At 61.3% G+C, this 24144-nt stretch carries 21 protein-coding genes and 1 pseudogene; 16 read left to right on the top strand and 6 right to left on the bottom strand.

The features are described from left to right. Nucleotides 1-373 precede the first annotated feature (373 nt). The 10 genes from rffA to LU671_RS17975 all read left to right on the top strand — a co-directional run bounded on the left by rffA (nt 374) and on the right by LU671_RS17975 (nt 13001). Nucleotides 374-1510, top strand: a complete 1137-nt coding sequence (gene rffA / locus LU671_RS18020; protein WP_232856430.1) for a dTDP-4-amino-4,6-dideoxygalactose transaminase — start codon at nt 374-376, stop codon at nt 1508-1510. After that, nucleotides 1500-2798, top strand: coding sequence for an O-antigen translocase (locus LU671_RS18015; protein WP_232856429.1), 1299 nt, complete (start codon nt 1500-1502; stop codon nt 2796-2798). The genes rffA and LU671_RS18015 overlap by 11 nt, the downstream gene beginning before the upstream one ends. Then, nucleotides 2798-3706, top strand: a complete 909-nt coding sequence (locus tag LU671_RS18010; RefSeq protein WP_232856428.1) for a glycosyltransferase — start codon at nt 2798-2800, stop codon at nt 3704-3706. The genes LU671_RS18015 and LU671_RS18010 overlap by 1 nt, the downstream gene beginning before the upstream one ends. A 460-nt stretch (nt 3707-4166) precedes the next feature. Beyond that, nucleotides 4167-5513 (top strand): Wzz/FepE/Etk N-terminal domain-containing protein, encoded by a 1347-nt coding sequence (locus LU671_RS18005; RefSeq protein WP_232856427.1) that lies wholly within the window; start codon nt 4167-4169, stop codon nt 5511-5513. A 397-nt stretch (nt 5514-5910) separates the two neighbouring features. Continuing rightward, complete coding sequence (locus tag LU671_RS18000; protein ID WP_232856426.1) at nt 5911-7149, top strand: hypothetical protein; 1239 nt, start codon at nt 5911-5913, stop codon at nt 7147-7149. A 106-nt stretch (nt 7150-7255) separates the two neighbouring features. Continuing rightward, nucleotides 7256-8404 carry a glycosyltransferase gene (locus tag LU671_RS17995; protein ID WP_232856425.1) on the top strand — a complete coding sequence of 383 codons (1149 nt, stop codon included), beginning with the start codon at nt 7256-7258 and terminating at the stop codon, nt 8402-8404. Next, on the top strand, nt 8401-9399 hold the full coding sequence (locus tag LU671_RS17990) for a UDP-glucose 4-epimerase family protein (RefSeq protein ID WP_232856424.1): 999 nt from the start codon (nt 8401-8403) through the stop codon (nt 9397-9399). Before LU671_RS17995 ends, LU671_RS17990 begins: the two co-directional genes overlap by 4 nt. Continuing rightward, nucleotides 9396-10427: an MraY family glycosyltransferase gene (locus LU671_RS17985; protein WP_232856423.1), complete on the top strand. Its 1032-nt coding sequence runs from the start codon at nt 9396-9398 to the stop codon at nt 10425-10427. The genes LU671_RS17990 and LU671_RS17985 overlap by 4 nt, the downstream gene beginning before the upstream one ends. A 97-nt stretch (nt 10428-10524) precedes the next feature. Beyond that, the gene (locus LU671_RS17980) at nt 10525-12519 is read left to right on the top strand and encodes a polysaccharide biosynthesis protein (RefSeq protein WP_442964139.1); all 1995 of its coding nucleotides are present in this window, start codon (nt 10525-10527) and stop codon (nt 12517-12519) included. A gap of 143 nt (nt 12520-12662) precedes the next feature. Then, complete coding sequence (locus tag LU671_RS17975) at nt 12663-13001, top strand: ComEA family DNA-binding protein (RefSeq protein ID WP_232856421.1); 339 nt, start codon at nt 12663-12665, stop codon at nt 12999-13001. Between the two features lie 47 nt (nt 13002-13048). Here LU671_RS17975 and LU671_RS17970 read toward each other — a convergent pair whose 3' ends face one another. Beyond that, a complete protein-coding gene (locus tag LU671_RS17970; RefSeq protein WP_082337674.1) occupies nt 13049-13216 on the bottom strand; it encodes a DUF2897 family protein in 168 nt (55 codons plus the stop codon). Nucleotides 13217-13398: 182 nt separating this feature from the next. Here LU671_RS17970 and pyrF point away from each other — a divergent pair, with 182 nt between their 5' ends. Next, complete coding sequence (gene pyrF, locus LU671_RS17965) at nt 13399-14100, top strand: orotidine-5'-phosphate decarboxylase (protein WP_232856420.1); 702 nt, start codon at nt 13399-13401, stop codon at nt 14098-14100. A gap of 100 nt (nt 14101-14200) precedes the next feature. Here the strand turns inward: pyrF and LU671_RS17960 are convergent, their stop codons facing one another. Beyond that, nucleotides 14201-15202, bottom strand: coding sequence for an NADP-dependent oxidoreductase (locus tag LU671_RS17960; RefSeq protein ID WP_232856419.1), 1002 nt, complete (start codon nt 15200-15202; stop codon nt 14201-14203). Nucleotides 15203-15378: 176 nt separating this feature from the next. On the opposite strand from LU671_RS17960, the gene LU671_RS17955 reads away from it, so the two are divergent. Further along, complete coding sequence (locus LU671_RS17955; protein ID WP_232856418.1) at nt 15379-16140, top strand: SDR family oxidoreductase; 762 nt, start codon at nt 15379-15381, stop codon at nt 16138-16140. 4 nt (nt 16141-16144) lie between these two features. Here LU671_RS17955 and LU671_RS17950 read toward each other — a convergent pair whose 3' ends face one another. Then, complete coding sequence (locus tag LU671_RS17950; RefSeq protein WP_232856417.1) at nt 16145-17320, bottom strand: MFS transporter; 1176 nt, start codon at nt 17318-17320, stop codon at nt 16145-16147. Between the two features lie 123 nt (nt 17321-17443). On the opposite strand from LU671_RS17950, the gene LU671_RS17945 reads away from it, so the two are divergent. The 3 genes and pseudogenes from LU671_RS17945 to LU671_RS29765 all read left to right on the top strand — a co-directional run bounded on the left by LU671_RS17945 (nt 17444) and on the right by LU671_RS29765 (nt 20896). Then, a complete protein-coding gene (locus LU671_RS17945; RefSeq protein WP_232856416.1) occupies nt 17444-18841 on the top strand; it encodes an aminotransferase-like domain-containing protein in 1398 nt (465 codons plus the stop codon). Nucleotides 18842-18862: 21 nt separating this feature from the next. Beyond that, nucleotides 18863-20038: pseudogene (locus LU671_RS29770) on the top strand (HAMP domain-containing protein); the annotation flags it as partial. Further along, a complete protein-coding gene (locus tag LU671_RS29765; protein ID WP_442964138.1) occupies nt 20024-20896 on the top strand; it encodes a methyl-accepting chemotaxis protein in 873 nt (290 codons plus the stop codon). The pseudogene LU671_RS29770 and the gene LU671_RS29765, both read left to right, overlap by 15 nt. Before the next feature lie 97 nt (nt 20897-20993). Here LU671_RS29765 and LU671_RS17935 read toward each other — a convergent pair whose 3' ends face one another. Next, the gene (locus tag LU671_RS17935) at nt 20994-22184 is read right to left on the bottom strand and encodes a benzoate/H(+) symporter BenE family transporter (RefSeq protein WP_232856414.1); all 1191 of its coding nucleotides are present in this window, start codon (nt 22182-22184) and stop codon (nt 20994-20996) included. A 144-nt stretch (nt 22185-22328) separates the two neighbouring features. Here LU671_RS17935 and LU671_RS17930 point away from each other — a divergent pair, with 144 nt between their 5' ends. Further along, nucleotides 22329-22931, top strand: coding sequence for a glutathione S-transferase family protein (locus tag LU671_RS17930; RefSeq protein ID WP_110736600.1), 603 nt, complete (start codon nt 22329-22331; stop codon nt 22929-22931). A 169-nt stretch (nt 22932-23100) separates the two neighbouring features. Here LU671_RS17930 and LU671_RS17925 read toward each other — a convergent pair whose 3' ends face one another. Both LU671_RS17925 and folE read right to left on the bottom strand, forming a co-directional pair. Then, a complete protein-coding gene (locus LU671_RS17925) occupies nt 23101-23472 on the bottom strand; it encodes a glutathione S-transferase N-terminal domain-containing protein (RefSeq protein WP_232856413.1) in 372 nt (123 codons plus the stop codon). Nucleotides 23473-23529: 57 nt separating this feature from the next. Then, the gene (gene folE, locus LU671_RS17920) at nt 23530-24075 is read right to left on the bottom strand and encodes a GTP cyclohydrolase I FolE (protein WP_110736603.1); all 546 of its coding nucleotides are present in this window, start codon (nt 24073-24075) and stop codon (nt 23530-23532) included. Nucleotides 24076-24144 lie beyond the last annotated feature (69 nt).

The raw sequence follows: 24144 nt of genomic DNA, 5'->3' as shown, positions 1-24144 counted from the left end.
GCTCAGCCAGCCTTTGCCATGAATCTGCCGGGAGTGACAGGTTTCGAATGTGAGGTCAACTGAAGGCGAGCCAGGCGAAAAGGAGATGATGCTGGGGGATCGAATTTTCCAGGCAGGAGGTCGGAGTCGGTCCGTAGGCTTAATGAGATGTTCTGTAACGCGATGAGGCATCAAGCATACAATGCTGCGCGGAGCGGAAGGCTCATTGTGCATGAGTCGTGAAGGCGCCCTTGAAGGGGGCTTTGTTGCAAGTACATTGGCGATGTCGCGATCAATTATCTTCGCGGTGTTTAAGCAGGTTGTTGTCAGCTTGGTTTAGTTGTGCGGCACTTACGTATTGTCGCTGAAAAAGCCGCTCTTGAAGGACTAGAAGATGATTCCATTTAACAAGCCACCTCATATCGGGAACGAGGACATTCATGTACTGGCCGCCATGCGCAGCGACAAGATGTCCGGGGATGGTGCTTATGGCCATAAATGCCAACAGTGGTTTGAAGAGCGGTTTTCCTGTCACAAGACCTTGCTGACACCTTCCTGCACGCAAGCGCTGGAAATGGCGGCGCTGCTGCTGGATATCAAGCCGGGTGATGAAGTCATCATGCCCAGCTATACGTTCGTCAGTACGGCGAATGCCTTCGTTTTGCGCGGTGCGACCATCGTGTTCGTCGATGTGCGTCCCGATACGATGAACATTGACGAGACCTTGATCGAGGCGGCTGTCACACCGCGTACTCGGGCGATTGTTCCTGTGCACTATGCCGGTGTGGCTTGTGAGATGGACGTCATCATGGATATCGCCAAGCGCCACAACCTCTATGTGGTCGAGGATGCAGCCCAGGCAATGATGTCGACTTACCATGGTAAAGCCCTGGGGACCATCGGGCACATGGCTGCGTTCAGCTTCCATGAGACAAAAAACTACACCAGTGGCGGTGAAGGTGGGTTGTTGCTTATCAATGATCCTCAGTTCATCGGGCGTGCGGAGGTCATTCGCGAGAAAGGGACCAATCGCAGCCAGTTCTTCCGCGGGATGATCGACAAGTACACCTGGGTAGACGTCGGTAGCAGTTATCTGCCAAGCGAGCTGCAGGCTGCCTATCTCTACGGCCAGCTCGAGAAGGCCGATGAAATCAACCAGACGCGCCTTTCCATTTGGCAGCGTTACTGGGACGCGTTCCAGCCGCTGGTGGGCAAAGGGCTTGTCGAGCTAGGTGTTGTGCCTGAGGGGTGCCGTTTCAATGCCCATATGTTCTTCCTGAAGGTGCGGGATCTTCAGCATCGAACCAGCGTCCTGAGCCGGTTGCGCGAGCTGGGTATCGGCGCGGTGTTCCATTATATTCCGCTGCATTCGGCGCCAGCCGGCAAGTCCCTGGGGCGCTTCCATGGCGTGGACAACCACACCACCCGGGAAAGCGAGCGCCTGCTCCGCCTGCCGCTGTGGATTGCCATGTCTGATGAAGAAGTTCAGCAGGTCATCGATGCTGTTGTGAAATCGATCGATGTCGAATAGCGCCTCTCGCGATGAAGTCGAGTCGGTTCGCAAGCGTATAGGGGTGCTCGCCGGCGCGCTATTCACGACAGCGTCCCATCTGTCGAAAATTCTGGTGGGTTTTCTGTTCCTGAAGCTGGTCGCGGTCTACCTGGGGGTGGAAGGGCTGGGTGCGCTCGGTAACTTGATGAGCGCTGTTCTGTTCCTGTCGTTGCTGGCCGGCGGCGGGATCCAGAACGGTGTCATCAAGTACGTCGCCGAGTATCGGCACAAACCGAAGCAGATGCTTCGGTTTCTTGCAGGGGCGCGACTCTATTCGCTGGGACTGTGCACGCTGATTCTGCTGGGGACGATAGTCTTCAGCGGCCCGCTGTCTCATTATTTGCTGGGGGGAGAATACGCCTGGCTGATGGTGGTGCTGGGGGTTGCGCAGTTCGGTTTCGCATTTACCAATATCGTCAATGGCACTGCCAATGGCCTGCATGAAACCCGCGTTTACGCGACCATACAGATCGTGGGTAATCTGCTCACGCTACCCCTGGCGTGGTTGCTGATCCGTCAGTTCGGCCTGGTCGGGGCGGCGCTGTCGATTATCGTATTTTATTTGTCATACAGCCTGCCGGCGTTGTATTTCTTTGCCCGCTCAAGGCTGCGTAGGCATGTGCGCTGGCGTATCGCCTACCGGCCGCAATTTGCAAAGCTCTCGGGTTTCACGCTGATGGCTGCTGTCGGCGCGGTGAGCGTACCGCTTGTAGAAATTGTTGTGCGTAATCTGTTGCTGGAGAATACGGGGCTGCAAGCGGCCGGGCTCTGGCAGGCATCGCTCAAGCTGTCCAGTGCCTACATGGGGTTCTTCGTGGTCTTTCTCGCGGCGTACTTCATTCCGATCGTTTCGGGCTTGCAGGATCGGCTCAAGGTAGCGGCGGTGGTTCGCAAGTTCATGGTGCTGGCGATATGCCTGTTTGGTGTGGGTGCGATTGGCTTCTACGGACTGCGCAGCTTCTTCATTCCGCTATTGTTGTCAGCCGATTTTGCCGAGCTGGGTGATTTTATCCAGTATCAGTTGCTGGGAGACCTGTTCAGGGTGACTTCCTACGTCATAGGTTTTGTGGTGGTCGCCAAGGCTGCGACCCGGATCTATGTGCTGGGTGAGATAAGTCAAGGGGTCCTGTTCTGTCTGTTCAGTACCCTGGCATTGAAGCAGGGGTGGGGGCTGCAGGGCGTATTCATTGCGCACCTGGCAATGAATATTATTTATTTCGCCTGCTCTGTCATTGGTTTTTATATTTATACGAAAAGGGTGGTTTGATGTTGAGCGCAACCGTGGTTGTCTCCTGCTACAATCAGGAGCGCTATATTGCAGAGTGTCTCGAAAGTATCCTGGGTCAGGAAGTCAATTTTGACCTTGAGGTGATTGTTTCTGATGACTGCTCGACCGATAGTACCCAGCGTATTATTAGGGAATGTGCTGAAAAGCACCCGGGACGCTTGAAGTTGGTTTTGCGTGAGCAAAATGTGGGTGTGTCAAATAATTATTATGCCGTTCATGCCTTGGCGACAGGGGATGTGGTTTTTCACTTTGATGGCGATGACATCATGATGAGTGGGAAGCTCCAGGAACAGTACGATCTTTTTGTCCAGTACCCTGATGTCAACATCGTTTTCCACAAGGCTGTGTACTTTTCTGATGATCGCAGTTATCAGTCAATACCGCCCTATCCCGGAGAGGAGGCGCCTTATCACACCTTCTTTTCGCTGCCGGAGCTGGCCCGCTGGGGTTCGACTTGCGTCCACAGTGCTTATGCCTACCGCCGTTCCGCTCGCAAGGTGACCGCTGCCCAGGAGTCGATGGAGTGGTACTTTGCGATGGACACCATGATTCCTTCCGGGCGCGGTGTGTTCATCAACAAGCCATTGGTCATGTATCGCTGCAATCCGGGTAATGGTTCTTATCTGTCCACCTTGGCGGGGCGTACCAAGGCCTACAGGATTTACTTTAGAGACGTTGCGGATTACTTTGACAGTCACCCGGAATTGCGCACGGATTTGTACGCGAACTTCCTTGTGACTTTCTTGGCGATGGCACGTTCCACACGCAAGGTACTGCCAGAGAACCTGGCGTTCGGTCTGAAGAATATCTTCTATTTTCGACCTCGGAAGTTTATTCAGGCGGTTCAGGTTCGCCGCTTGGTCGGGCCCGAGGAGAAGGTTCGCTGAGCGCAAGCCGCTCGTGTTTCATGCGTGCTCCTGATGTACAAGCGCCGCCCGCTCGGGCGGTGATGCTTCAGTCAGGCCGTAGGCCATGTGCAGGCTGAGGGGGGGAGGTCCAGCATTTTCGGTCTGGGCGTCCAGTCAAGCCTCCAGTGTCTTCAGGTGAACTTGCGGAGCGCGGTGGGATGGTTTGATTTTTCTTTGGCTTGCGTAGGAAATTTCCTGTCTTCGAGGCGCCAGGTTTTCGAGCATGGTACGCGGGAGGGTGACACTGTACTGTCAACTCTGTGTGGTAGCCAAGGGCGCTGCCTGCTGCTTGTATAAATGGCGTTCGCTGCCATAATGCGAGCCTTTCCTTGCATGCGGGCACGGCCTGCATTTCCACAAAGTGGCACGGATATGCCTTACGCCAAGCCATGGGATGGGTCCTGCCGCAGTATTCCTTCAGCTCTAAGGCAGGTCGATCGTGACTGTTATCAATCGTTTTCCAGTGGTGGGCGCCTCAGGTTTGGATCTCTTCAGCGCAGGGGTCGCATTGTGGCGGGGCAAGCGTCTGATCCTCGGCACGATGGCGGTGACTACGTTGGCTGCATTGGCCTATGGGTACATGGCGACCCCCAGCTATCGGGTCACCAGCGTCCTGCGTCCAGTCGCCCAGTTCGAGCTGGATGCCCTGAATCGGTCCGGTGTCTACAAGCTTCAGCCTGAACAGGCGCTGCAGCGGGTCGGTGCTGCACTTGAGTCTTACGACACCCGCTTTGCCTACTTCCAGGCCCATCCAGAACAGTTCAATTCTTTCCAGGTTCCAGGCTTGAGCGTGGAGCAACGCTTCGAGCTCTTCGGTCGCAATGCCTTTCAGGTACGCCGCAGCAGTGCGTCGAATGGCGAGGGAAGCCCCGAGGCGCTCACCCTCGACCTCACCTACCGTGCCGGCGACGACGGGGTTGCCATTATCGACGGCTTGATAGAGCAGGCCACACTGGTCGAGCGCGAGCGAATCGATAGGGATGTCATTACCGTCGTGGCCAACCGGCTCAAGGAACTGGATACCCGGCTCGAGAAGTCGAGAGTTTCCTACGAGATGCTCAAGGAGGTTCAAATCGCCTCGCTGAGTGAGCGGGATGCGGTAAAACGTGCCCAACTGCTTGATGAGATGCGCGCACGCCGAACCGAGCTGAAAACCCTGCGCGCCAATCGTATCGCGCAGCTGGATGAGGCGTTGCTCATCGCTCGGCGGCTTGGCATCAAGCGTCCGTCGACCCCGGCTTCGATAGCCGGCAGTGCTGGAGTCAACGCAACGAATGTCGTGGTTGCCGACGTAACCAGTCGTGACCCCCTGTACTTCCTGGGCTCCGATGCCCTTGAGGCTGAGCGCGCGGCATTGCTCCAGCGCCGCTCCGACGACTTTGCCGACACGCGAATTCCGCAGATTGCCAAGGAGCTGCAGTTGCTTGACCGCAATCGAGAGGTTGAGGCGTTGGAGCAGCGAAAACAGGCAGATTTGTACCTGCAGGATATTGCAAGCATCAAGGCTGAGCGGTTCGCCTTGGAACAAGTGAGCTTGCAGGCCAAGGACCTCAAGTTGGTCAGTGTCGACCAGCGTGCCGTCAATCCGCTTGACCCGGTTTCACCCAGCAAGTGGTTGCTCGGGATCGGTGGGTTGCTTGTAGGCCTGGTGGTAGGCGCGGGTATCGCGCTGGCTCGTCACCTGCTGATCGCTGGTATGCAGGCGAGGAGTGCTGGCACTGAGCCGTTGGCCCCGCAGGCTGTTGCTCGCCGCCGCGATGACCTCATCGAGGTCGACCCGCGCTAAGGGGGCAGGCCGGCGCTTGCTGGTGTAAAGGCAGGTTGCGGGTGGTTGTCCTCTGGCGACTCTGGCAAAGACAGATATGCGGTAGTATGGAGGATCACCTGCTCCTCTGGTGAAGTGCCCGTAGAGGTACAGGCATATTGATATCTAGGTTGGCCGCAGCGGAGTTTGTTCATGCTATCTGCCAGGTCGTTTTTACCAAGTCAGGAACGGCGCCGGCGGCGCCTTTCCAAGCATCTTCCATTAGCGTGGATCATGGCGCATGCCATGAACGTGGCCCGTGACGATTTTCCGGATTGCAAAGGTATGGTCATTCGGGCGGCGGTGATGTGCAGGGCAGAAGGCTGCGGCAAACCGTTCAAAGGATAGTGGGGAAGATCAAAGTGAGTGTGGTAGCTGGATGAGCAACCCAATGACAACAGCTGTAGACATGAGCAGCGCTGGGCAGCAGGAGAGAAAAGGTTCTTTTCTACTTGCTCTGTTGGTACTGACGGTGACCATTGGGTTTCCGCGTGTCTATGGCACCGAGGTACCGATGGCGGTATTGCTCATGCCCTTCTATATGTTGGGCTTTTTCAGGTTGCTGATGAGTAATGGTGGGTTCGCAATTGCCTTCCTGTTGCTTTTTGGTGGCTGGCTGCTCGGGGGGGCGCTGGTGGCATCTGCGGGAGCGCCTGGTGATCTGTTCTTTCACTTTGTGGTGTCCAGCAAGATCTTTCTGAATATATTTTTCGGTTATGTCATTCACCGCGTCTTGACCAAGCGACCGTCTGCGTTGCTGGCCTGGATTTTCCTGCAGTGCGCGTTGGCGATCATATCGATCCTAGACAGGGACGTGTACACCACGCTGCTGGGCTTTATATCACCACGCTCGGCGGAGGTCTTCCAGCATATTTACGGGTTGCGTGCGCTGGGCTTTGGCTTGTTTCATGTGGATGGCGCGCTTACGTTGGTCATCACGGTGTTTTACTATCTGCTCATTTCACAGAAAAGCTTCCTGAAGAGTTTGCTCGTCATCATGATCTTCCCCATCGCGATGGCAGTTGCTCGTAGTGCAATTATTCCTTTCGCCATCCTGGGGCTGAGCCGTCGTGGCTTGGGACTGAAGGTTCTACTATTGCTGTCGGTCGTCACGATGGTGGTGCTGAGCTTCTATGTAACGTCTGGGCCCTTGTACCAAGCCACTGAAATCTTCAGGAATATCGTAACCAAGGGTGAGTTGCACAGTGACAGCGTCCAGTCGTTGTCGGAGATGTATATATTCCCTGATCAGCTATCCACCTACCTGTATGGTGATGGCCGCTATTTTTCTGAAGACACTTCTGAGTTGGGGTTCTACAAAGGGACAGATGTCGGCTATCTGCGACTTTTGTATTTTTCCGGTTTTGGTTCTATCGTCGTTTTTATGTTGCTGAATTGCTTTTATCTCGTGCCCGTCCTGTTCGGCGGGCGCTATGAGAAAAGTCGTGATATCAAGGTTTTTGCGTTGGCCCTGTTCTTGATCTTCGTGATCATTAATTTCAAGGGGCTGCAAGTCATGCCGATCTTTGCCGTTTCCCTCTATCTGTTCGCCGGGCAGCAGGAGCGTGACGCCAGACGCCAATCTAGGCTGAACCGCATGCAGGGAGCGGTTGCATGACGTCGAGGGCTGCTGTGGTCGCTGCCAGAAGTTGTGAACTGACCGGCGAGACCTTGTCTGTAATTATCATTCAATCTGAAGGGTAGTGAGTCGTTTGGAAACACAAATGCGGCCGCGTAAGAAAATCTGTTTGGTTGCCACGGTCCCTGTCGTTTTGCATGTCTTCATGCGCGAGCATATCAAGCGTCTTTCCGCGAACTACGATGTGACACTGGTGGTGCCCGGTACGCGCCATGACGTCGAGGCGCTGCTGGGAGAGCATGTCGACTTCATTCCCTATGCCATCGAACGCAAGATCTCCCTCAAGCGTGACGTGATCTCGCTGTACCGGCTTTGGCGAATCCTGATGCAGCGTCGTTACGACTGCGTGCTTTCCCTGATGCCCAAGTCAGGGCTTGTCGCCATGTTGGCGGGGTGGCTGTCGGCGACACGGTGCCGCGTGCACATCTTTACCGGGCAGGTCTGGTTCACCCGGCGTGGGCTGGGGCGTCGCTTCCTGATGTTCCTTGACCGTCTCCTGGCTGGCGCCGCAACGCACCTGCTGACGGACAGTCATTCGCAAAGAGATTTCCTGATCGAGTCAAAGATCGTCGCCAGAGACAAGATCAGGGTGCTTGGCAAAGGCTCCATCAGTGGCGTGGATATCGAGCGCTTCAAGCCGGATCCGCAGCGTGCCGCGCAAATGCGTAGCGAGATGAACATCGCCGAAAACGCCAAGGTTTTCCTGTTTCTTGGACGGGTCAATACGGCCAAGGGGATTCTGGATCTCGCCCAAGCCTTTGCATCGCTTGGCGAAGGGTATGCCGATGCCCACCTGCTGGTTGTCGGACCTGACGATGAGGGTATCGATGAGTCGCTGGCGGCCATCCTGCAATCTTGCCAGGACCGTTTTCACCGTGTGGGCTTCACCCGTACACCTGAGCACTACATGGCAATGGCCGACGTGTTTTGCATGCCCAGCTACCGGGAAGGTTTTGGCCTGGCGGTGATCGAGGCCGCAGCGGTGGGGGTGCCCAGCATGGTCTCGCGAATCTACGGATTGACCGATGCCGTCGAGGAAGACGTCACCGGGCTGTTCCATGAAGCAGGCGACATTGCGCAGATCCGCGAGGTTCTCACCCGGCTTCATGGCGACTCGGTACTTCGTGATAGGCTCGCGCTCTCTGGTCTGCAGAGGGCTCGCCGGGACTTCTCGCAGGATCTGGTGGTTGGGGAAATGCAGGTGTTCATCAAGGCGATCATGGACCGCCAATGACGCCGCAAGTAGAAAGGACAAGGGGCGATGGTACGATGCGCATAGTGTTAACAGGCGGTTCCGGATTTGTTGGTCAAGGTGTGTTGAAGCGATTGGCGACGATGCCGGTAGAGGTGGTTGCGGCAGTGCGCCAGCAATCAACACCATTGCCCGCCGGGGTTGAGCCACACCTGTTCGATGACCTGGCAAGCGAATCTGCCTGGCCTCAGGCTGAGCGGCCATTTGATGTAGTGATTCATTGTGCCTCCAGGGTGCATGTGATGAACGAGGTCGCCGCCGACCCGCTGGCGGAATTTCGCAAGGTCAATGTCGAGGCAACGCTCGCCTTTGCCCGGCGCGCCGCCCAGGCTGGGGTAAAGCGCTTTGTCTTTATCAGCTCGATCAAGGTCAATGGCGAGGGAACGCCTTTGGGGCGGCCCTACCATGCAGATGATGATGCCTCGCCCTCGGACCCTTACGGGGTGTCCAAGCAGGAAGCGGAAGAGCAGTTGATGAAGCTGGGACGTGACCTGGGCATGGAGATCGTCGTCATCAGGCCTGTGCTGGTTTACGGACCTGGGGTGAAGGCCAACTTCCACAACATGATGCGTTGGCTCGACAAACAGATTCCGTTGCCTTTCGGTGCCATACATAACAAGCGCAGCCTCGTGGCCCTGGACAACCTCGTCGACCTGATCGTGTTGTGTTGCTCGCACCCGGCGGCAGCCAACCAAGTGTTTCTGGTGAGTGACGGCCATGACGTTTCCACCACGGAGCTGCTGCAGAAGATGTCGGTCGCCCTGGGCAAACCGGCCAGGTTGATACCGGTTCCGAGCTCGCTACTGACCCTCGGGGCCAATCTGCTGGGTAAGCGGGCGCTGTCACAACGTCTCTGCGGCTCGCTTCAGGTCGATATCTCCAAGACACGCCAGATGCTCGGTTGGGAGCCGCCGGTGTCACTGGAGGAAGCGCTCGGCATCACTGCAAAACATTTCCTGGAAAACCCCATTCGATGAGTTACTGGATCCTTCCCATTGCTGTTCTGCTGGTTTCTTACTTGCTGACAGGGGCGTTGCGTCGTTATGCAATTGCCCGAAGCATCATCGATGTTCCCAATGCCCGCAGTTCTCACTCCGTTCCCACGCCACGCGGTGGTGGTGTGGCAATCGTGCTGGCGTTCCTCGCGGCATTGCCGGTTGCCTACGGCCTCGATCTCATCTCGACGGGGCTGCTGATCGGTTCTCTGGGTGGCTGCGGCCTGGTGGCGGTAATCGGATTTCTCGACGACCATGGCCATATTGCAGCCCGGTGGCGATTGCTGGGACATTTTTCCGCAGCCTGCTGGGTGTTGTTCTGGCTAGGTAATGCTCCAAAGCTGGTGGTCCTGGGCGCGACACTGGACATCAGCCTGGTTACCTACGTGCTGGCGGCTTTCTACATTGTGTGGATGCTTAATCTCTATAATTTCATGGACGGTATCGATGGCTTGGCTAGCCTTCAGGCGATAACGGTCTGTTTGGGTGCATGCGTCATCTATGTCGCTTGCGGCGCTTCATCAATGGTGTGGGCACCAGCCTTGCTTGCATTGGCCGTGGCTGGTTTCCTGTTCTGGAATTTCCCGCCGGCGCGTATTTTCATGGGCGACGCAGGCAGTGGTTTCCTGGGAATCCAGTTGGCGCTGCTGTCGTTGCATGCCGCGAACGGCGACCCCGTGCTGCTCTGGTCGTGGATCATCCTGATGGGTGTTTTCATTGTCGATGCCACCTTTACCCTGGCTCGTCGGCTGTTGCGTGGCGACAAGGTCTATGAAGCGCACCGAAGCCATGCCTACCAGTATGCTTCGCGACAATTTGGCAAGCACCGTCCCGTCACGCTGGCCGTGACGGCCATCAATCTGCTCTGGCTGCTGCCTTGGGCGGCCGTCGTGGCATTGGGGCATGTGGATGCATTGGTTGGCGTGATCTTGGCTTATGCACCGCTCCTCGCGCTTGCGGTCAAGTTCAAGGCGGGGCAAAGGGAAATCGTCGACAAGTCGCCAGCATGAGTGTCCAAAGGGCCCCGGCGGCATTGATCATGCCCGCCACTACAGTTGCGAGTGCGGCTAAGGTTCAGGTAAGAGGAGAATGATTTTGAAAGGGGTTATGGATAGTTTTCGGTCCGCATTGCTAGGGTTGCCTCGGCGATACAAAAGGCTGTTGCAGGTGGCAACTGACGTCGTGCTGGTCTGGGGGAGCTTGTGGCTGGCATTTCTCGTTCGCCTGGGGGTCGAAGAGCTGTCCAATCCGATCAAGGAGCACCTGTGGCTCTTTATCGCCGCCCCGATTGTGGCGATTCCGTTGTTCATCCGCTTCGGCATGTACCGTGCGGTCATGCGATATTTCGGTAACGATGCGCTGATCGCCATTGCCAAGGCCGTCAGCCTTTCGTCGTTGATCCTTGCCCTGGTGGTCTACTGGTACAGCAACCATCAAGCGGTGGTGCCGCGTTCGATCATCTTCAACTACTGGTGGTTGAGCCTGGTGTTCCTGGGCGGTCTGCGCCTTGTGATGCGCCAATATTTCCTCGGCGACTGGTTCGCAGCGGCCAAGCACGTGCCCTTCACCAATCGTGATGACGGTTTGCCGAAGGTTGCGGTTTACGGGGCAGGCGCTGCCGGCAACCAGTTGGTTGCGGCATTGCGCATGGGCCGGTTGATGCGGCCGGTGGCTTTCATTGACGATGATGTAAGTATCAGTGACCGGGTGATCGCCGGGCTGCAAGTCTACAAACCCAAGCATATCCAGAGAATGCTGGACCTGACCGGCGCCGAGGAAATCCTGCTGGCCATTCCTTCGGCGACCCGTGCGCGTCGCCGTGAGATACTTGGCTTCCTCGAAGGTTTCCCTTTGCATGTGCGTAGTGTGCCTGGCTTCATGGACCTGGCCCGTGGTCAGGTCAAGGTCGATGATATCCAGGAGGTCGACATTGCCGATCTGCTTGGACGTGACCCGGTGCCAGCCCAGGACGAGCTGCTGGAGCGCTGTGTTGTCGGCCAGTCCGTTCTGGTAACCGGAGCCGGCGGGTCGATCGGGTCCGAGCTCTGCCGTCAGATACTGAGTCTTCGCCCGAAGAATCTGCTGCTGTTCGAACACAGCGAGTTCAATCTCTACAGCATCCTCAGCGAGCTGGAGCAACGGGTTGCCCGTGAGTCGCTGCCTGTCAGGGTGCTGCCGATCCTGGGCTCCATTCGCAATCCTGACCAGTTGCTTGATGTCATGCGTACCTGGCATATCGATACGGTCTACCATGCCGCTGCCTACAAGCATGTACCCATGGTCGAGCACAATATCGCCGAAGGTGTGTTGAACAACGTATTCGGAACGCTCAACACGGCACAGGCTGCGTTGCAGGCAGGCGTTTCGAACTTCGTATTGATCTCCACCGACAAGGCAGTGCGTCCAACCAATGTCATGGGCAGTACCAAGCGTCTGGCGGAAATGATCCTGCAGGCCTTGAGCCGTGAGTCTGCTCCTGTCCTGTTTGGTCGCAGCAGCAATCTATCCCATGTCAATCGGACAAGATTCACCATGGTCCGATTCGGCAACGTACTGGGTTCCTCGGGTTCGGTGATTCCACTTTTCCACAAGCAGATCAAGTCGGGTGGTCCGCTGACCGTAACCCATCCGAAGATCACCCGTTATTTCATGACCATTCCCGAGGCCGCGCAGTTGGTTATCCAGGCGGGGTCCATGGGGCTGGGAGTGGATGTGTTCGTGCTGGACATGGGCAAGCCGGTGAAGATCGTCGAGCTGGCGGAGAAGATGATTCACCTTTCTGGCCTCAGTGTTCGCTCGGAGCGAAATCCCAATGGCGACATCGCCGTCGAGTTCACTGGATTGCGGCCCGGCGAGAAACTCTATGAAGAATTACTGATCGGGGACAATGTGGTTTCCACCCGGCATCCGATGATCATGAGTGCCGACGAGGACTTCCTGGATTGGTCCGTGCTCAAGGAACAGTTGATTCGACTGCAAGGCGCCGTCCAGGCGGATGATTACGTTGCGGTTCGTCAACTGTTGCGCGAAATGGTCAGCGGTTATTCCCCGGACAGCGAGATCGTGGACTGGATCCATCTGCAGCGACGCATGGATCCCTGACACCCAGGGGCGACGCACTGCTGGAATGATCTGGAAATAATCTCCCCGGCACCGGCATCTTGATCGGACATCCAGAGCGACTAGGGTTTAGAGGCAGCCAAGGAACGCTGCCTCTGAAATCCTGGACCAAGGAGTCTTTGATCATGCGAAACAATGTACTGACCTATCTGTTGCTACCACTCTTCACTTGCCTGTCATTCACTCTTTCCGCTGCGCCAGCAGCGGCGCCGGCGCCCGCTGTCGAACAGGTCGAACCGCGAGCTGCCGCGTCATCGGTAGCAGCGGAAAAGGTTGATCTCAACCAGGCCGATGCATCGACCCTGCAGAGCGAGCTCAATGGCATCGGCAAGGCAAAGGCCGAGGCTATCGTGGCCTATCGCGAGGCGCACGGCCCTTTCCAATCGGTCGACGAGCTATTGGAGATCAAGGGTATCGGCAATGCGCTGCTGGAACGCAACCGTGAAAAGCTGAGGGTGGATTAACCTCGGCTAGCCGGCCGATCATGCATCGGTCGGCTTTCTACCGCCTGTCAGCGGTCTGCCGCATCCTTCGCATCCGCCTCGGCGTTGCGCTCATGCACCTTTTTCAACTGCTCCTCGGTCAGCGGCAACTTCTTCGCCGTATCCCGCAGCAGCATCAACCCGCCGACAATCGACCCGAGAGCAACAAGCAGTATCAACCAGGCATACCAAGGCATCGAGATTCTCCTGAAAGCGTATAGGGCACCGCTTACATGGCATTCGAGCCATTGCCGCAGCCGTTGGTTCAATTATAGGAGCCGCCCCCGCCCGGGCCAAATCTCATGACCCGCGGCCCCCAAACCCCGCGCCACTTCGTTTACAATGCGCGCCGTTTACGACTTGCCAAGAGACCCTGCCCATGTCCGCCTGCCAGACGCCCCTGATCGTCGCCCTGGATTTCCCCACCCGTGACGCCGCCCTGAAGCTGGCCGACCAGCTCGACCCCGCCCTGTGCCGGGTCAAGGTGGGCAAGGAACTGTTCACCAGCAGCGCCTCAGGGATAGTCGAAACCCTGTGCGGCAAGGGCTTCGAAGTGTTCCTCGACCTCAAGTTCCACGATATCCCCAACACCACCGCCATGGCGGTCAAGGCCGCGGCCGAGATGGGTGTGTGGATGGTCAACGTGCACTGCTCCGGTGGCCTGCGCATGATGTCGGCCTGCCGTGAGGAGCTGGACAAGCGCAGCGGCCCGCAGCCGCTGCTGATCGGCGTGACCGTGCTGACCAGCATGGAGCGCGAGGACCTGGCCGGCATCGGCCTGGATGTCGATCCGCAGGAGCAGGTGCTGCGCCTGGCGGCGCTGGCGCAAAAAGCCGGCATGGACGGCCTGGTGTGCTCGGCACTGGAAGCGCCGGCACTGAAGGCGGCGCACCCGTCGCTGCAGCTGGTGACCCCGGGTATTCGCCCAGCGGGCAGTGCCCAGGATGACCAGCGCCGGATTCTGACGCCGCGTCAGGCACTGGACGCCGGTTCCGATTACCTGGTGATCGGGCGTCCGATCAGCCAGGCGGCAGATCCGGCCAAGGCACTGGCTGCCGTGGTGGCTGAAATCCGCGGTTGAATCAGGGACTGTGGGAGCGGGCTTGCCCCGCGATGGCGTCAGCCCAGGCAATCGCCATCGCGGGGCAAGCCCGCTCCCACAAAGCGCTTGGCTGCTGATCTCAGACCTTCAGCACCAACTTACCGAAATTCTCCCCGCTGAACAGCTTGAGCAGCGTCTCGGGGAAGGTCTCCAGGCCTTCCACCACATCCTCCTTGCTCTTCACCTTGCCGCTGGCCAGCCAGCCGGCCATTTCCTGCGCGGCCTTGCCGTACTCCTTGACGTAGTCCATCACCACGAAGCCTTCCATGCGCGCACGGTTGACCAGCAGCGACAGGTAGTTGGCCGGGCCCTTGACCGCTTCCTTGTTGTTGTACTGGCTGATGGCGCCGCAGATCACCACCCGGGCCTTGAAGTTCAGGCGCGACAGCACGGCATCGAGGATATCGCCGCCGACGTTGTCGAAGTACACATCCACGCCATTGGGACACTCACGCTTGAGGCCGGCCAGTACGTCTTCGGTTTTGTAGTCGATGACCCCGTCGAAGCCCAGTTCATCCAGCAGGTACTGGCACTTCTGCGCGCCCCCGGCGATGCCCACCACGCGGCAGCCCTTGAGCTTGGCGATCTGCCCGGCAATGCTGCCGACCGCGCCGGCGGCGCCGGAGATCACCACGGTTTCGCCGGCCTTGGGTTGGCCGACATCGAGCAGGGCGAAGTAGGCGGTCATGCCGGTCATGCCCAGGGCGGACAGGTAGCGGGGCAGGGGCGCCAGGCGCGGGTCGATCCGGTGCAGGCCCTGGGGTTCGCCGGTGAAGTAGTCCTGTACGCCAAGGGCACCGCTGACATGGTCGCCGGGCTTGTAGTCCGGGTGATTGGAGCTGACCACCTCGCCGACGCCGAGGGCGCGCATGACCTGGCCCAGGCCCACGGGTGGGATATACGACTTGCCTTCGTTCATCCAGCCGCGCATGGCCGGATCCAGCGACAGGTAGAGGTTCTTCACCAGCACCTGGCCTTCCCCCGGCTCGCTGGCGGGCACCTGCTCGTAGGTGAAGTCGTCACGGCGCACGGCGCCGACCGGGCGGCGGGTCAGCAGGAAGCGGCGGTTGGTGTGGGGCATGGCGAGTTCTCCTGAACGAGTGTGAGGGGGTGATGATCGGCGGGTTGAATGGGCCGCGTCACGCAAGATCACCGCGAACGATAGTAGTCCAACCGTGCCCTTGATGATGCTGCCCAGCCCGGCGGTGCCCTGACTAGACTCAGCCACGACTTCCCATCCTTTTGCAGGAGCCAGTGATGAGCATGACTTTCTCCGGCCAGGTTGCCCTGGTCACCGGTGGCGCGGCGGGTATCGGCCGGGCGACGGCCCAGGCATTCGCCGCCGAAGGGCTCAAGGTGGTGGTGGCCGACCGTGACGCGAGCGGGGGCGAAGCCACCGTGGCGCTGATCCGCCAGGCTGGCGGCGAGGCGCTGTTCGTCGCCTGCGACGTCACCCGTGACAGTGACGTGCGCCAGCTGCACGAGCAGGTCATCAAGGCCTATGGCCGCCTCGACTACGCCTTCAACAACGCCGGTATCGAGATCGAGAAGGGGCGGCTGGCGGAGGGCAGCGAGGCGGAGTTCGATGCGATCATGGGGGTCAACGTCAAGGGTGTGTGGCTGTGCCTGAAGTACCAACTGCCCTTGCTGCTGGCCCAGGGCGGCGGCGCCATCGTCAACACGGCCTCGGTGGCCGGCCTGTCGGCGGCACCGAAGATGAGCATCTATGCGGCATCCAAGCATGCGGTGATCGGCCTGACCAAGTCGGCGGCCATCGAGTATGCGAAGAAGGGCATTCGGGTCAACGCGGTGTGCCCGGCGGTGATCGATACCGACATGTTCCGCCGCGCCTACGAGGCCGATCCGCGCAAGGCCGAGTTTGCCGCGGCGATGCATCCGGTCGGGCGCATCGGCAAGGTCGAGGAGATCGCTAGCGCGGTGCTGTACCTGTGCAGCGATGGCGCGGCGTTCACGACGGGGCACAGCCTGACTGTCGATGGCGGCGCCTTAGCGATCTGACCGACTAATTCGACCCCTGTGGGAGCGGGTTTACCCGCGAAGAGGCCCGCGAGGTTTTCCACAGGCCCAATGCCACGGCGGCACAGCCCACCAGCAGGACGCCGCCGAACACTTCCAGCGCCATGCGCGATCCCAGCCGATCGCTGAGCAATCCGGTAAAGATCACCGGCAGGCTGAACCCCAGGTAGGCGAGCAGGAAGAACCCGGCACTGGCCCGGGGCTTCTCGCTCCCGGCCTGCTCGTTCACCGCCGCCAATCCGCCCAGGTAGATAAAGCCATAGCAGGCGCTGCTCGCAGCCACGGCGCCCAGCAGCACACCCAGCAGATTGCCGCTGTCAGCCCCCCAGGCCAGCAGCGCGTAGCTGCACGGCAGGATCAGCAGCCCCAGCAAGGTCGCCTGGGCACTGGCCAGGCGCCGCGCCAGCGGCTGGAACAGCAAGCCGCAGCTGATCACGCAAAAGGTCGAGAACCCCGACCAGGCGCTCAGCCCATGCTGACGCAGGATTCCCGGCAGCAGGGCGATGACCAGCCCGACACAGGCCCAGGCCAGAAGGATCGCCAGGCCGTAGGCCAGGCTGCCGGCGGGGTAGCAGGGCAGGCGCAGCATGGCGCTGCGCTGCGCCGGGCGAGGGTCGGGCAGGCGCCAGACCAGCAGCAGGGCGACGGCGGCCAGCACCAGCTGCAGGTGGAAACTGCCGGGGGTGAGGGTCGGCCCGCTTAGCAGGAACAGGCTGGTCAGTGCCGCGCCCAGGCCGAAACCGAGCGACGTGCTGGCGGTGACCCAGGTGGCGGCGCGGCCACTGGCATCCGGCGCCATCAGTTCGCTCATGTAGGCGGTGGCGGTGGCCGAGGCAAGGCCTGTGCCCAGGCCCAGGAACAGGCGCGCCAAGCCCAGCATCTGCAGGCTCGGCGCCAGCAGCATGAGCAGCGTGGCGACCATCGACAGGGCTAGCGCGACCAGGATCAGCGGGCGCCGACCTACCCGGTCGGCCAGGCCGCCGAGGGCCAGCAGCACCGGCAGCACGCCGAGCACATAGCCGGAGAAGGCCACGGCGGTCGCCGCCGCGCCTTGCCCGGACAGGTCGGCGTAGGCGATGTACAGCGGGGCCTGCAGGTTCACCGCGAGGGTGATCAGGCACAGGGCGAAAGCCAGCAGGGCAGGGGCATTACGAGTGGGCATCGGGACGGATCCGCAAGGCAGTGACGGTGACTGGCAGCATCGGCCTTGGCAGCGGTGCTCGCCAAGGCACACTCGCGGGGCATTTATGCTTAACTGTTTGCCTGAAAACAGCGAACACTTGCCATGCATTTTCATCTTGATCGCGACCTTCCCACCCCCTTGGTCCAGCAGCTGACCGAGCACCTGCAGGCCTGGATCGAACAGCAGCGCCTGCGCCCCGGCGCGCGCCTGCCGTCGATCCGCGCGCTGGCCAAGGCGCAGTCGGTAAGCGCCTCGTGCGTGATCGAGGCCTACGACCGCCTGGCGGCCAACGGCTGGCTGGAGGCGCGACATGGCGCGGGCTTCTTCGTCGCCGAGCGCAAGCCGGGCTTGCGGCCCGACCCCGGCGAGCCCTGGGGCGAGGCAATCGACGGCAGTTGGCGGCAGTTTCGCGAAGGGCATGAACAATTGCTCAAGCTCGGCTGCGGCTGGCTACCGGTGGCCTGGCGGGCCGAAGCCGAGCTGGCCCAGGCCATCCGCCAGGTCAGCCGCGGCGCGCCCGAGGCGCTGTTCGACTACTGCCCGCCCCAGGGCCTGGCCAGCCTGCGCCTGCAACTGCACAAGGGGCTGGCGCGGCTGGATATTGCCGCCGAGCCGGAGCGGATCCTCACCACCCAGGGCGCCAGCCATGCCCTCGACCTGCTGGTGCGGACCTTGCTGAAACCGGGTGACACGGTGCTGGTGGAGCGCCCCGGCTACTACAACCTGTACAACTTGCTGCGCGTGCACGGTGTGCACATGCTCGAGGTGCCGCGCACTGCCACTGGCCCGGACCTGGTGGTGCTTGAGCAGTTGCTGGCCGAGTACCAGCCCCGTTGCCTGTTCATCAACAGCCTGTACCAGAACCCGACCGGCAGCTGCCTGACGCCCAGGGTCGCCTACCGCCTGCTGGAACTGGCCCGCGAGCATGACCTGCGGATCGTCGAGGACGATCTGTACGCGGATTTCCAGGACGGTCCGGCCACGCGCCTGGCGACCCTCGACAGCGAGCAGCGGGTGATCTACATCGGCAGCTTCTCCAAGACCCTCAGCAGTTCGTTGCGGGTCGGCTATCTGGTGGCCGACCCACCGTTGATCGCGCGCCTGGCCGAACTGAAGATGGTCGCCGGCATCGGCACTTCGCGCTTCGCCGAGCAGGTGGTCGGGCAGATGCTTGCCAATGGCGGCTACCGCAAGAGTGTGCAGCGCCTGCGGCTGCGCCTGGGGCAGCACCGGGCCAGGACGCTGGGGCAACTGGAGGCCTGTGGCTGGGAGGTGTTCTGTGAGCCGGTCGGCGGCATGTTCGTCTGGGCCCGGGTGCCCGGACGCGACTTTGCCGAGCTGGAGCGATTGGCGCTGGAGCATGCGGTGTTGCTCACCCCGGGCAGCGCTTTCGATCCGCAGGGGCGGGCCAGTGACTGGCTACGGATCAATGTCGCCTATGGGCAGGATTCCCGGGCCCAGGCGTTCTTCCGGCATGCAGGGCGACCTTTGGCGGTCTGAAAGCGACACGCTCATAGCTAAATGACACCATTCGCGCACGCGGCCCTTGTGACCAGGTCGGCGCCATTGTCACTCTTGTCGCCGGCGGAGGGCCAAAAAGCGAGGAGGGCGGTGATGACGGCGACCAAGCACGGTGTATTGGCCAACCTGGGCATGGCGCGCAAGCTGGGCCTGGGTTTTGCCCTGGTGTTGCTGCTCACTCTGGTGGTGGCCGCCATCGGCGTATACGCCCTGGCCAACGTCGGCCAGCGCTTCGAGGGGCTGCGGCAGATGGCCCAGTTCAATACCGACCTGTTGAAGCTGCGCCAACATGAGCAGGCCTTCGCCCTGCGTTCGGATATCAAGGAGGCCGATGCCCTGCGCATGGGCCTTCAAGGGCTGGTGGAGCGGGCCCGCGCCGCGCCTGCGCTGACTTCCGCCGAGGCCGACCTCAGTGCCTACGGGCAGGCCTTCGACCAGTTCGTCCAGGCGGTGCAGGCCAAGGAGCTGGCGCTGGACATGGCCAGCTGGTCGGTATCGAGCGTGGCCAACAACCTCGATGTGCTGCAGGCCGGCCTGGCCGACGACGGCACCTACACCCTCAAGCAGTCCCAGGGCCAGCAAGGCGGCGAGTTCCTTGAGCAGGCCGGACAGGTGGCGCAGGTGTCGCGGCTGATGCTGCAAGCCATGGACGAGGCCCGGGTGCGCCTGGAGCAGAGCCGCAAGGGCGGCGAGGCTGTCGCCGAGGGGCGCATCGCCCAGACGGTGGAGGCCGCCGGCCTGGTGGACCAGCTCAAGTCGGCGGTGACCGATGCCGGCTACCAGAGCGTGCTGGGCGAAGTGGCCGGGCATATCGCCAGTTTCTCCGAGAAGCTCAACGAGTACACCGACCTGCTGGGCCAGGAGCGGGGTATCAAGGATCAGTTGCAGGCCCGGGCCGAGCAGGTCACCACGCGGGTCGACCAGGCCTACCTCGCCCAGGAGCAGGCCATGCAGGCGGAGCTTGCGCGCAACACCGTGGCCATCGCCGCGGCCACGGCCCTGGCACTGCTGGTGGGCGTGCTGGCGGCCTGGTTGATCACCCGGGCCGTGGTCGCGCCGCTCAAGCGGGTGATCAGCCGTGCCCGGCGCATAGCCGCGGGCGAGCTGGGGATCGAGGCCGAGCCGCCGCGTGCCGACGAGGTCGGTCAGCTGCTGCAGGCCATGCAGCAGATGGCCGAGGGGCTGTCCGGCATCGTCAGTGGCCTGCAGCAGGGCATCGATCAGCTGGCCGGCAGCGCCCAGGCCTTGTCGGCGGTCACCGAGCAGACCAACCGCGAAGTCGGTAGCCAGAAGGATGAGACCGAGCAGGTGGCCACTGCCATGCAGCAGATGACCGCCACCGTCCATGACGTGGCGCGCAACGCCGAGCAGGCGGCCCAGGCGGCACAGGATGCCGACGACAAGGTCGAGTCGGGGCAGCAGGTGGTGCGCCAGAGCATGCAGCGCATCGAGCAGCTGGCGGTGGCAGCCGAGACCGCCAGCAGCGGTATCGACAGCCTCAGCGCCGAGATCCATACCATCGGTGACGTGCTCGAGGTGATCAAGAGCGTGGCCGAACAGACCAACCTGCTGGCGCTCAACGCGGCGATCGAGGCGGCCCGCGCCGGCGAGCAGGGCCGGGGCTTCGCCGTGGTGGCCGACGAGGTGCGCGCCCTGGCCCGGCGTACTCGGCAGTCTACCGAGGAGATCGAGCGGCTGGTCGCCAGCCTGCGCAGCAATGCCCAGCAGTCGGTGACGCAGATTCGTGGCAGCACGGAGCTGGTGCGCCTGGCGGTGGCCGACACGCTGAAGACCGAGAGCGCCCTGGGCAGCATCGCCGCGGCGGTGTCGTTGATCCAGCAGATGAACCAGCAGATCGCCGCGGCGGCCGAGCAGCAGAGCTCGGTCGCCGAGGAGATCAGCCGCAGCGTCACGCAGATCCGTGGCAGTGCCGACCAGGCGGCGCTGGCGATGGAGGACAATGCCCGCTCAAGCGTCGAGTTGGCGCAGCTGGGCAATGACCTGAAGGGGATGGTGGGGCACTTCAGGCTGTGATTGGCTGTGGCGGCCCTATCGCGGGGCAAGCCCGCTCCCACGCATGCCCGCTCACGGGGTCTGGGCGTGGGAGCGGGCTTGCCCCGCGATAGCGTTGTCAGCCCCTGCGCGGACTGAGAATCAGCAAGGTCAGCACCCCCGCCACGATTCCCCAGAACGCCGAGCCGATCGAGAACAGGGTGAAGCCCGACGCCGTAACCATGAAGGTGATCAGCGCCGCCTCGCGCTCGCGTGCCTTGCCCATGGCCACGCTCAGGCCGTTCATGATCGAACCGAACAGCGCCAGGGCGGCGATCGACAGCACCAGCTCCTTGGGCAGGGCGCCGAACAGCGCCGCCAGGGTCGCGCCGAAGGTGCCGGCGATACCGTAGAAGATCCCGCACCAGACCGCTGCCGTGTAGCGCTTGGCCGGGTCTTCATGGGCATGCGGCCCGGTGCAGATCGCCGCGCTGATCGCCGCCAGGTTGATCCCGTGGGAGCCGAACGGCGCCAGCAGCAGCGAGGCGAACCCGGTGGCCGAGATCAGCGGCGAGGCCGGCACCTGGTAGCCGTCGGCGCGCAGCACGGCGACGCCGGGCATGTTCTGCGAAGTCATGGCCACCACGAACAGCGGGATGCCGATGCTGATGGTCGCCGCCAGCGAGAAGCTCGGCGTGGTCCACACCGGGGTGGCGATCTCCAGCTGGAAGCCGCTGAAGTCCAGCAGCCCCAGGGCGCCGGACAATGCCGTGCCGACCAGCAACGCGGCCAGCACGCAGTAGCGCGGTGACAGGCGCTTGACCAGCAGGTAGCTGAAGAACATCCCCAGCACCAACACCGTGCGGTGCTGGGCGGCGACAAAGATCTCGCTGCCGATCTTGAACAGGATGCCGGCCAGCAGGGCCGAGGCGAGCGAAGCGGGGATGCGCCGCACCAGGCGCTCGAAGCTGCCGGTCAGGCCGCACACCAGCACCAGCACGGCGCAGGTGATATAGGCACCGATGGCCTCGCCGTAGCTGACGCCACCGAGGCTGGTGATCAGCAGCGCCGCGCCGGGTGTCGACCAGGCCACGGTGACCGGGGTACGGTAGCGCAGCGACAGGCCGATGCTGCACACCGCCATGCCGATCGACAGGGCCCAGATCCACGACGAGATCTGCGCGCTGGTCAGGCCGGCGGCCTGGCCGGCCTGGAACATCAGCACCAGCGAGCTGGTATAGCCGGTGAGCATGGCGATGAAGCCGGCGACGACCGCCGACGGGGAGCTGTCCGCCAGCGGCCGCAGGCGCGCGGAGGTGGCATCGGTCATGGGGAATTCCTTGTGCAGGTGTAAGCAGTTTTTTCAGGCTACCGTGCAATGGCGTGATCCTTGCCATACAGCAGGCATTGCATTTAGCCGTACAGTCGCCAACTATGGGGTATTACTGCGCAACTGCGTGAAAGGGGAGGGGCGATGTACAAGGTGTATGGGGATTACCAGTCGGGCAACTGCTACAAGGTCAAGCTGATGCTGAGCCTGCTCGACCGCCCGTATGAGTGGCACCCGGTGGATATTCTCAAGGGCGAAACCGAAACGCCCGAGTTCCTGGCCATGAACCCCAACGGCAAGGTGCCGGTGCTCAAGCTCGAGGACGGCACCTGCCTGTGGGAGTCCAACGCGATTCTCAACTACCTGGCCGATGGCAGCGAGTTCCTGCCCAGCGAACCACGCCTGCGTACCCAGGTGCTGCAGTGGCAGTTCTTCGAGCAGTACAGCCACGAGCCGTACATTGCCGTGGCGCGTTTCATCCAGTTCTACCTGGGGCTGCCGCAGGACCGGCTGGAGGAATACAAGGGGCTGCACAAGGGCGGCTACAAGGCGCTCAAGGTGATGAACAAGCAGCTGGAAATGACGCCCTACCTGGTTGGCGAGCAGTATTCGATCGCCGATGTGGCGTTGTACGCCTATACCCATGTGGCGCACCAGGGCGGTTTCGACCTGGCGGGTTACCCGGCCGTGCAGGCCTGGCTGGCGCGGGTGGCCAGCCATCCACGGCATGTGCCGATGGTGGATTGACTCGCTGTCGCCCCGCCTTTGTAGGAGCGGCCTTGCCGAGGCGTCGGACCGGCCGGAAAGGGCCGCAATGCGGCCCCGGCGATTGAGGCGTCGACGCTGAGACCGGGGGCTGCTGCGCAGCCCTTTCGCGGCACAAGGCCGCTCCTACAGTGTGGGGCGTGCGTGCGGGTCAGACCGCCGCGAAGCGTTTGTCCAGATAGGCAATGATGTCCTTGGATTCATACATCCAGGTCACCTTGCCGTCCTCCTCGATCCGCAGGCACGGCACTTTCACCCGGCCGCCGCCTTCGAGCAGCGCCTGGCGGTGCTGGGCGTCGTTCTTGGCATCGCGCAGTGCCACCGGCACGTTCAGGCGGTGCAGGGTGCGGCGGGTCTTCACGCAGAACGGGCAGGCATGGAACTGGTACAGCGCCAGACCCTTGGTCTGCTGCTCGACCTGGGCCTGGGCCGCGGCATCGCGCTGCTTTTTCGCCGGGCGGCTGATCCAGTCGCCGAACACGATTAGCTGGCCGAGGCCGACCCGCAGGGCTTTGACGATCATGGGCAACTCCTGAAATGAAAAAGCCGACCCATGGGGTCGGCTCGGGATACAGGCCGATCACTTGATCAGGCTGAGGAACTCGCTGCGGGTGGAGGCGTTGTCGCGGAACTCGCCGAGCATCACCGAGGTGAGCATGGTCGAGTTCTGCTTTTCGACACCGCGCATCATCATGCACATGTGCTTGGCTTCGATGACCACCGCCACGCCCGCGGCGCCAGTTACCTGCTGCACGGCCTCGGCGATCTGGCGGCTGAGGTTTTCCTGGATCTGCAGGCGACGGGCGTACATGTCGACGATCCGCGCCACCTTGGACAGGCCCAGCACCTTGCCCTTGGGCAGGTAAGCCACGTGGGCCTTGCCGATGAACGGCAGCATGTGGTGTTCGCACATCGAGTACAGCTCGATATCCCGGACTAGCACCATTTCGCTGTTGTCGGAGGTGAACAGCGCGCCGTTGGTGACTTCTTCCAGGGTTTGCTCATAACCGCGGCAAAGGTACTTCATGGCCTTTGCGGCCCGCTTGGGCGTGTCGAGCAGGCCCTCGCGGGAGACGTCCTCGCCGATCTGGCTGAGAATCGCGGTGTAGTTCTGTTCCAGGGACATGGATCTACCTGTGGGATTTTTCGCAAAGACGAAGGGTACGGCGGCGACGGCGGCGCTGCAAGCGCGATG

The organism is Pseudomonas sp. NMI760_13 (assembly GCF_021283245.1).
Taxonomy (GTDB): Bacteria; Pseudomonadota; Gammaproteobacteria; order Pseudomonadales; family Pseudomonadaceae; genus Aquipseudomonas; species Aquipseudomonas peradeniyensis.
Note: the sequence above shows the minus strand (reverse complement) of the source record. Positions and strands in the feature narration are given on the sequence as shown.

Coding starts and splice junctions, on each gene's coding strand:
- rffA (WP_232856430.1), top strand. CDS start 374: ATGATTCCATTTAACAAGCCACCTCATATCGGGAACGAGGACATTCAT.
- LU671_RS18015 (WP_232856429.1), top strand. CDS start 1,500: ATGTCGAATAGCGCCTCTCGCGATGAAGTCGAGTCGGTTCGCAAGCGT.
- LU671_RS18010 (WP_232856428.1), top strand. CDS start 2,798: ATGTTGAGCGCAACCGTGGTTGTCTCCTGCTACAATCAGGAGCGCTAT.
- LU671_RS18000 (WP_232856426.1), top strand. CDS start 5,911: ATGAGCAACCCAATGACAACAGCTGTAGACATGAGCAGCGCTGGGCAG.
- LU671_RS17995 (WP_232856425.1), top strand. CDS start 7,256: ATGCGGCCGCGTAAGAAAATCTGTTTGGTTGCCACGGTCCCTGTCGTT.
- LU671_RS17990 (WP_232856424.1), top strand. CDS start 8,401: ATGACGCCGCAAGTAGAAAGGACAAGGGGCGATGGTACGATGCGCATA.
- LU671_RS17985 (WP_232856423.1), top strand. CDS start 9,396: ATGAGTTACTGGATCCTTCCCATTGCTGTTCTGCTGGTTTCTTACTTG.
- LU671_RS17980 (WP_442964139.1), top strand. CDS start 10,525: ATGGATAGTTTTCGGTCCGCATTGCTAGGGTTGCCTCGGCGATACAAA.
- LU671_RS17975 (WP_232856421.1), top strand. CDS start 12,663: ATGCGAAACAATGTACTGACCTATCTGTTGCTACCACTCTTCACTTGC.
- LU671_RS17970 (WP_082337674.1), bottom strand. CDS start 13,216: ATGCCTTGGTATGCCTGGTTGATACTGCTTGTTGCTCTCGGGTCGATT.
- pyrF (WP_232856420.1), top strand. CDS start 13,399: ATGTCCGCCTGCCAGACGCCCCTGATCGTCGCCCTGGATTTCCCCACC.
- LU671_RS17960 (WP_232856419.1), bottom strand. CDS start 15,202: ATGCCCCACACCAACCGCCGCTTCCTGCTGACCCGCCGCCCGGTCGGC.
- LU671_RS17955 (WP_232856418.1), top strand. CDS start 15,379: ATGAGCATGACTTTCTCCGGCCAGGTTGCCCTGGTCACCGGTGGCGCG.
- LU671_RS17950 (WP_232856417.1), bottom strand. CDS start 17,320: ATGCCCACTCGTAATGCCCCTGCCCTGCTGGCTTTCGCCCTGTGCCTG.
- LU671_RS17945 (WP_232856416.1), top strand. CDS start 17,444: ATGCATTTTCATCTTGATCGCGACCTTCCCACCCCCTTGGTCCAGCAG.
- LU671_RS29765 (WP_442964138.1), top strand. CDS start 20,024: ATGCAGCAGATGGCCGAGGGGCTGTCCGGCATCGTCAGTGGCCTGCAG.
- LU671_RS17935 (WP_232856414.1), bottom strand. CDS start 22,184: ATGACCGATGCCACCTCCGCGCGCCTGCGGCCGCTGGCGGACAGCTCC.
- LU671_RS17930 (WP_110736600.1), top strand. CDS start 22,329: ATGTACAAGGTGTATGGGGATTACCAGTCGGGCAACTGCTACAAGGTC.
- LU671_RS17925 (WP_232856413.1), bottom strand. CDS start 23,472: ATGATCGTCAAAGCCCTGCGGGTCGGCCTCGGCCAGCTAATCGTGTTC.
- folE (WP_110736603.1), bottom strand. CDS start 24,075: ATGTCCCTGGAACAGAACTACACCGCGATTCTCAGCCAGATCGGCGAG.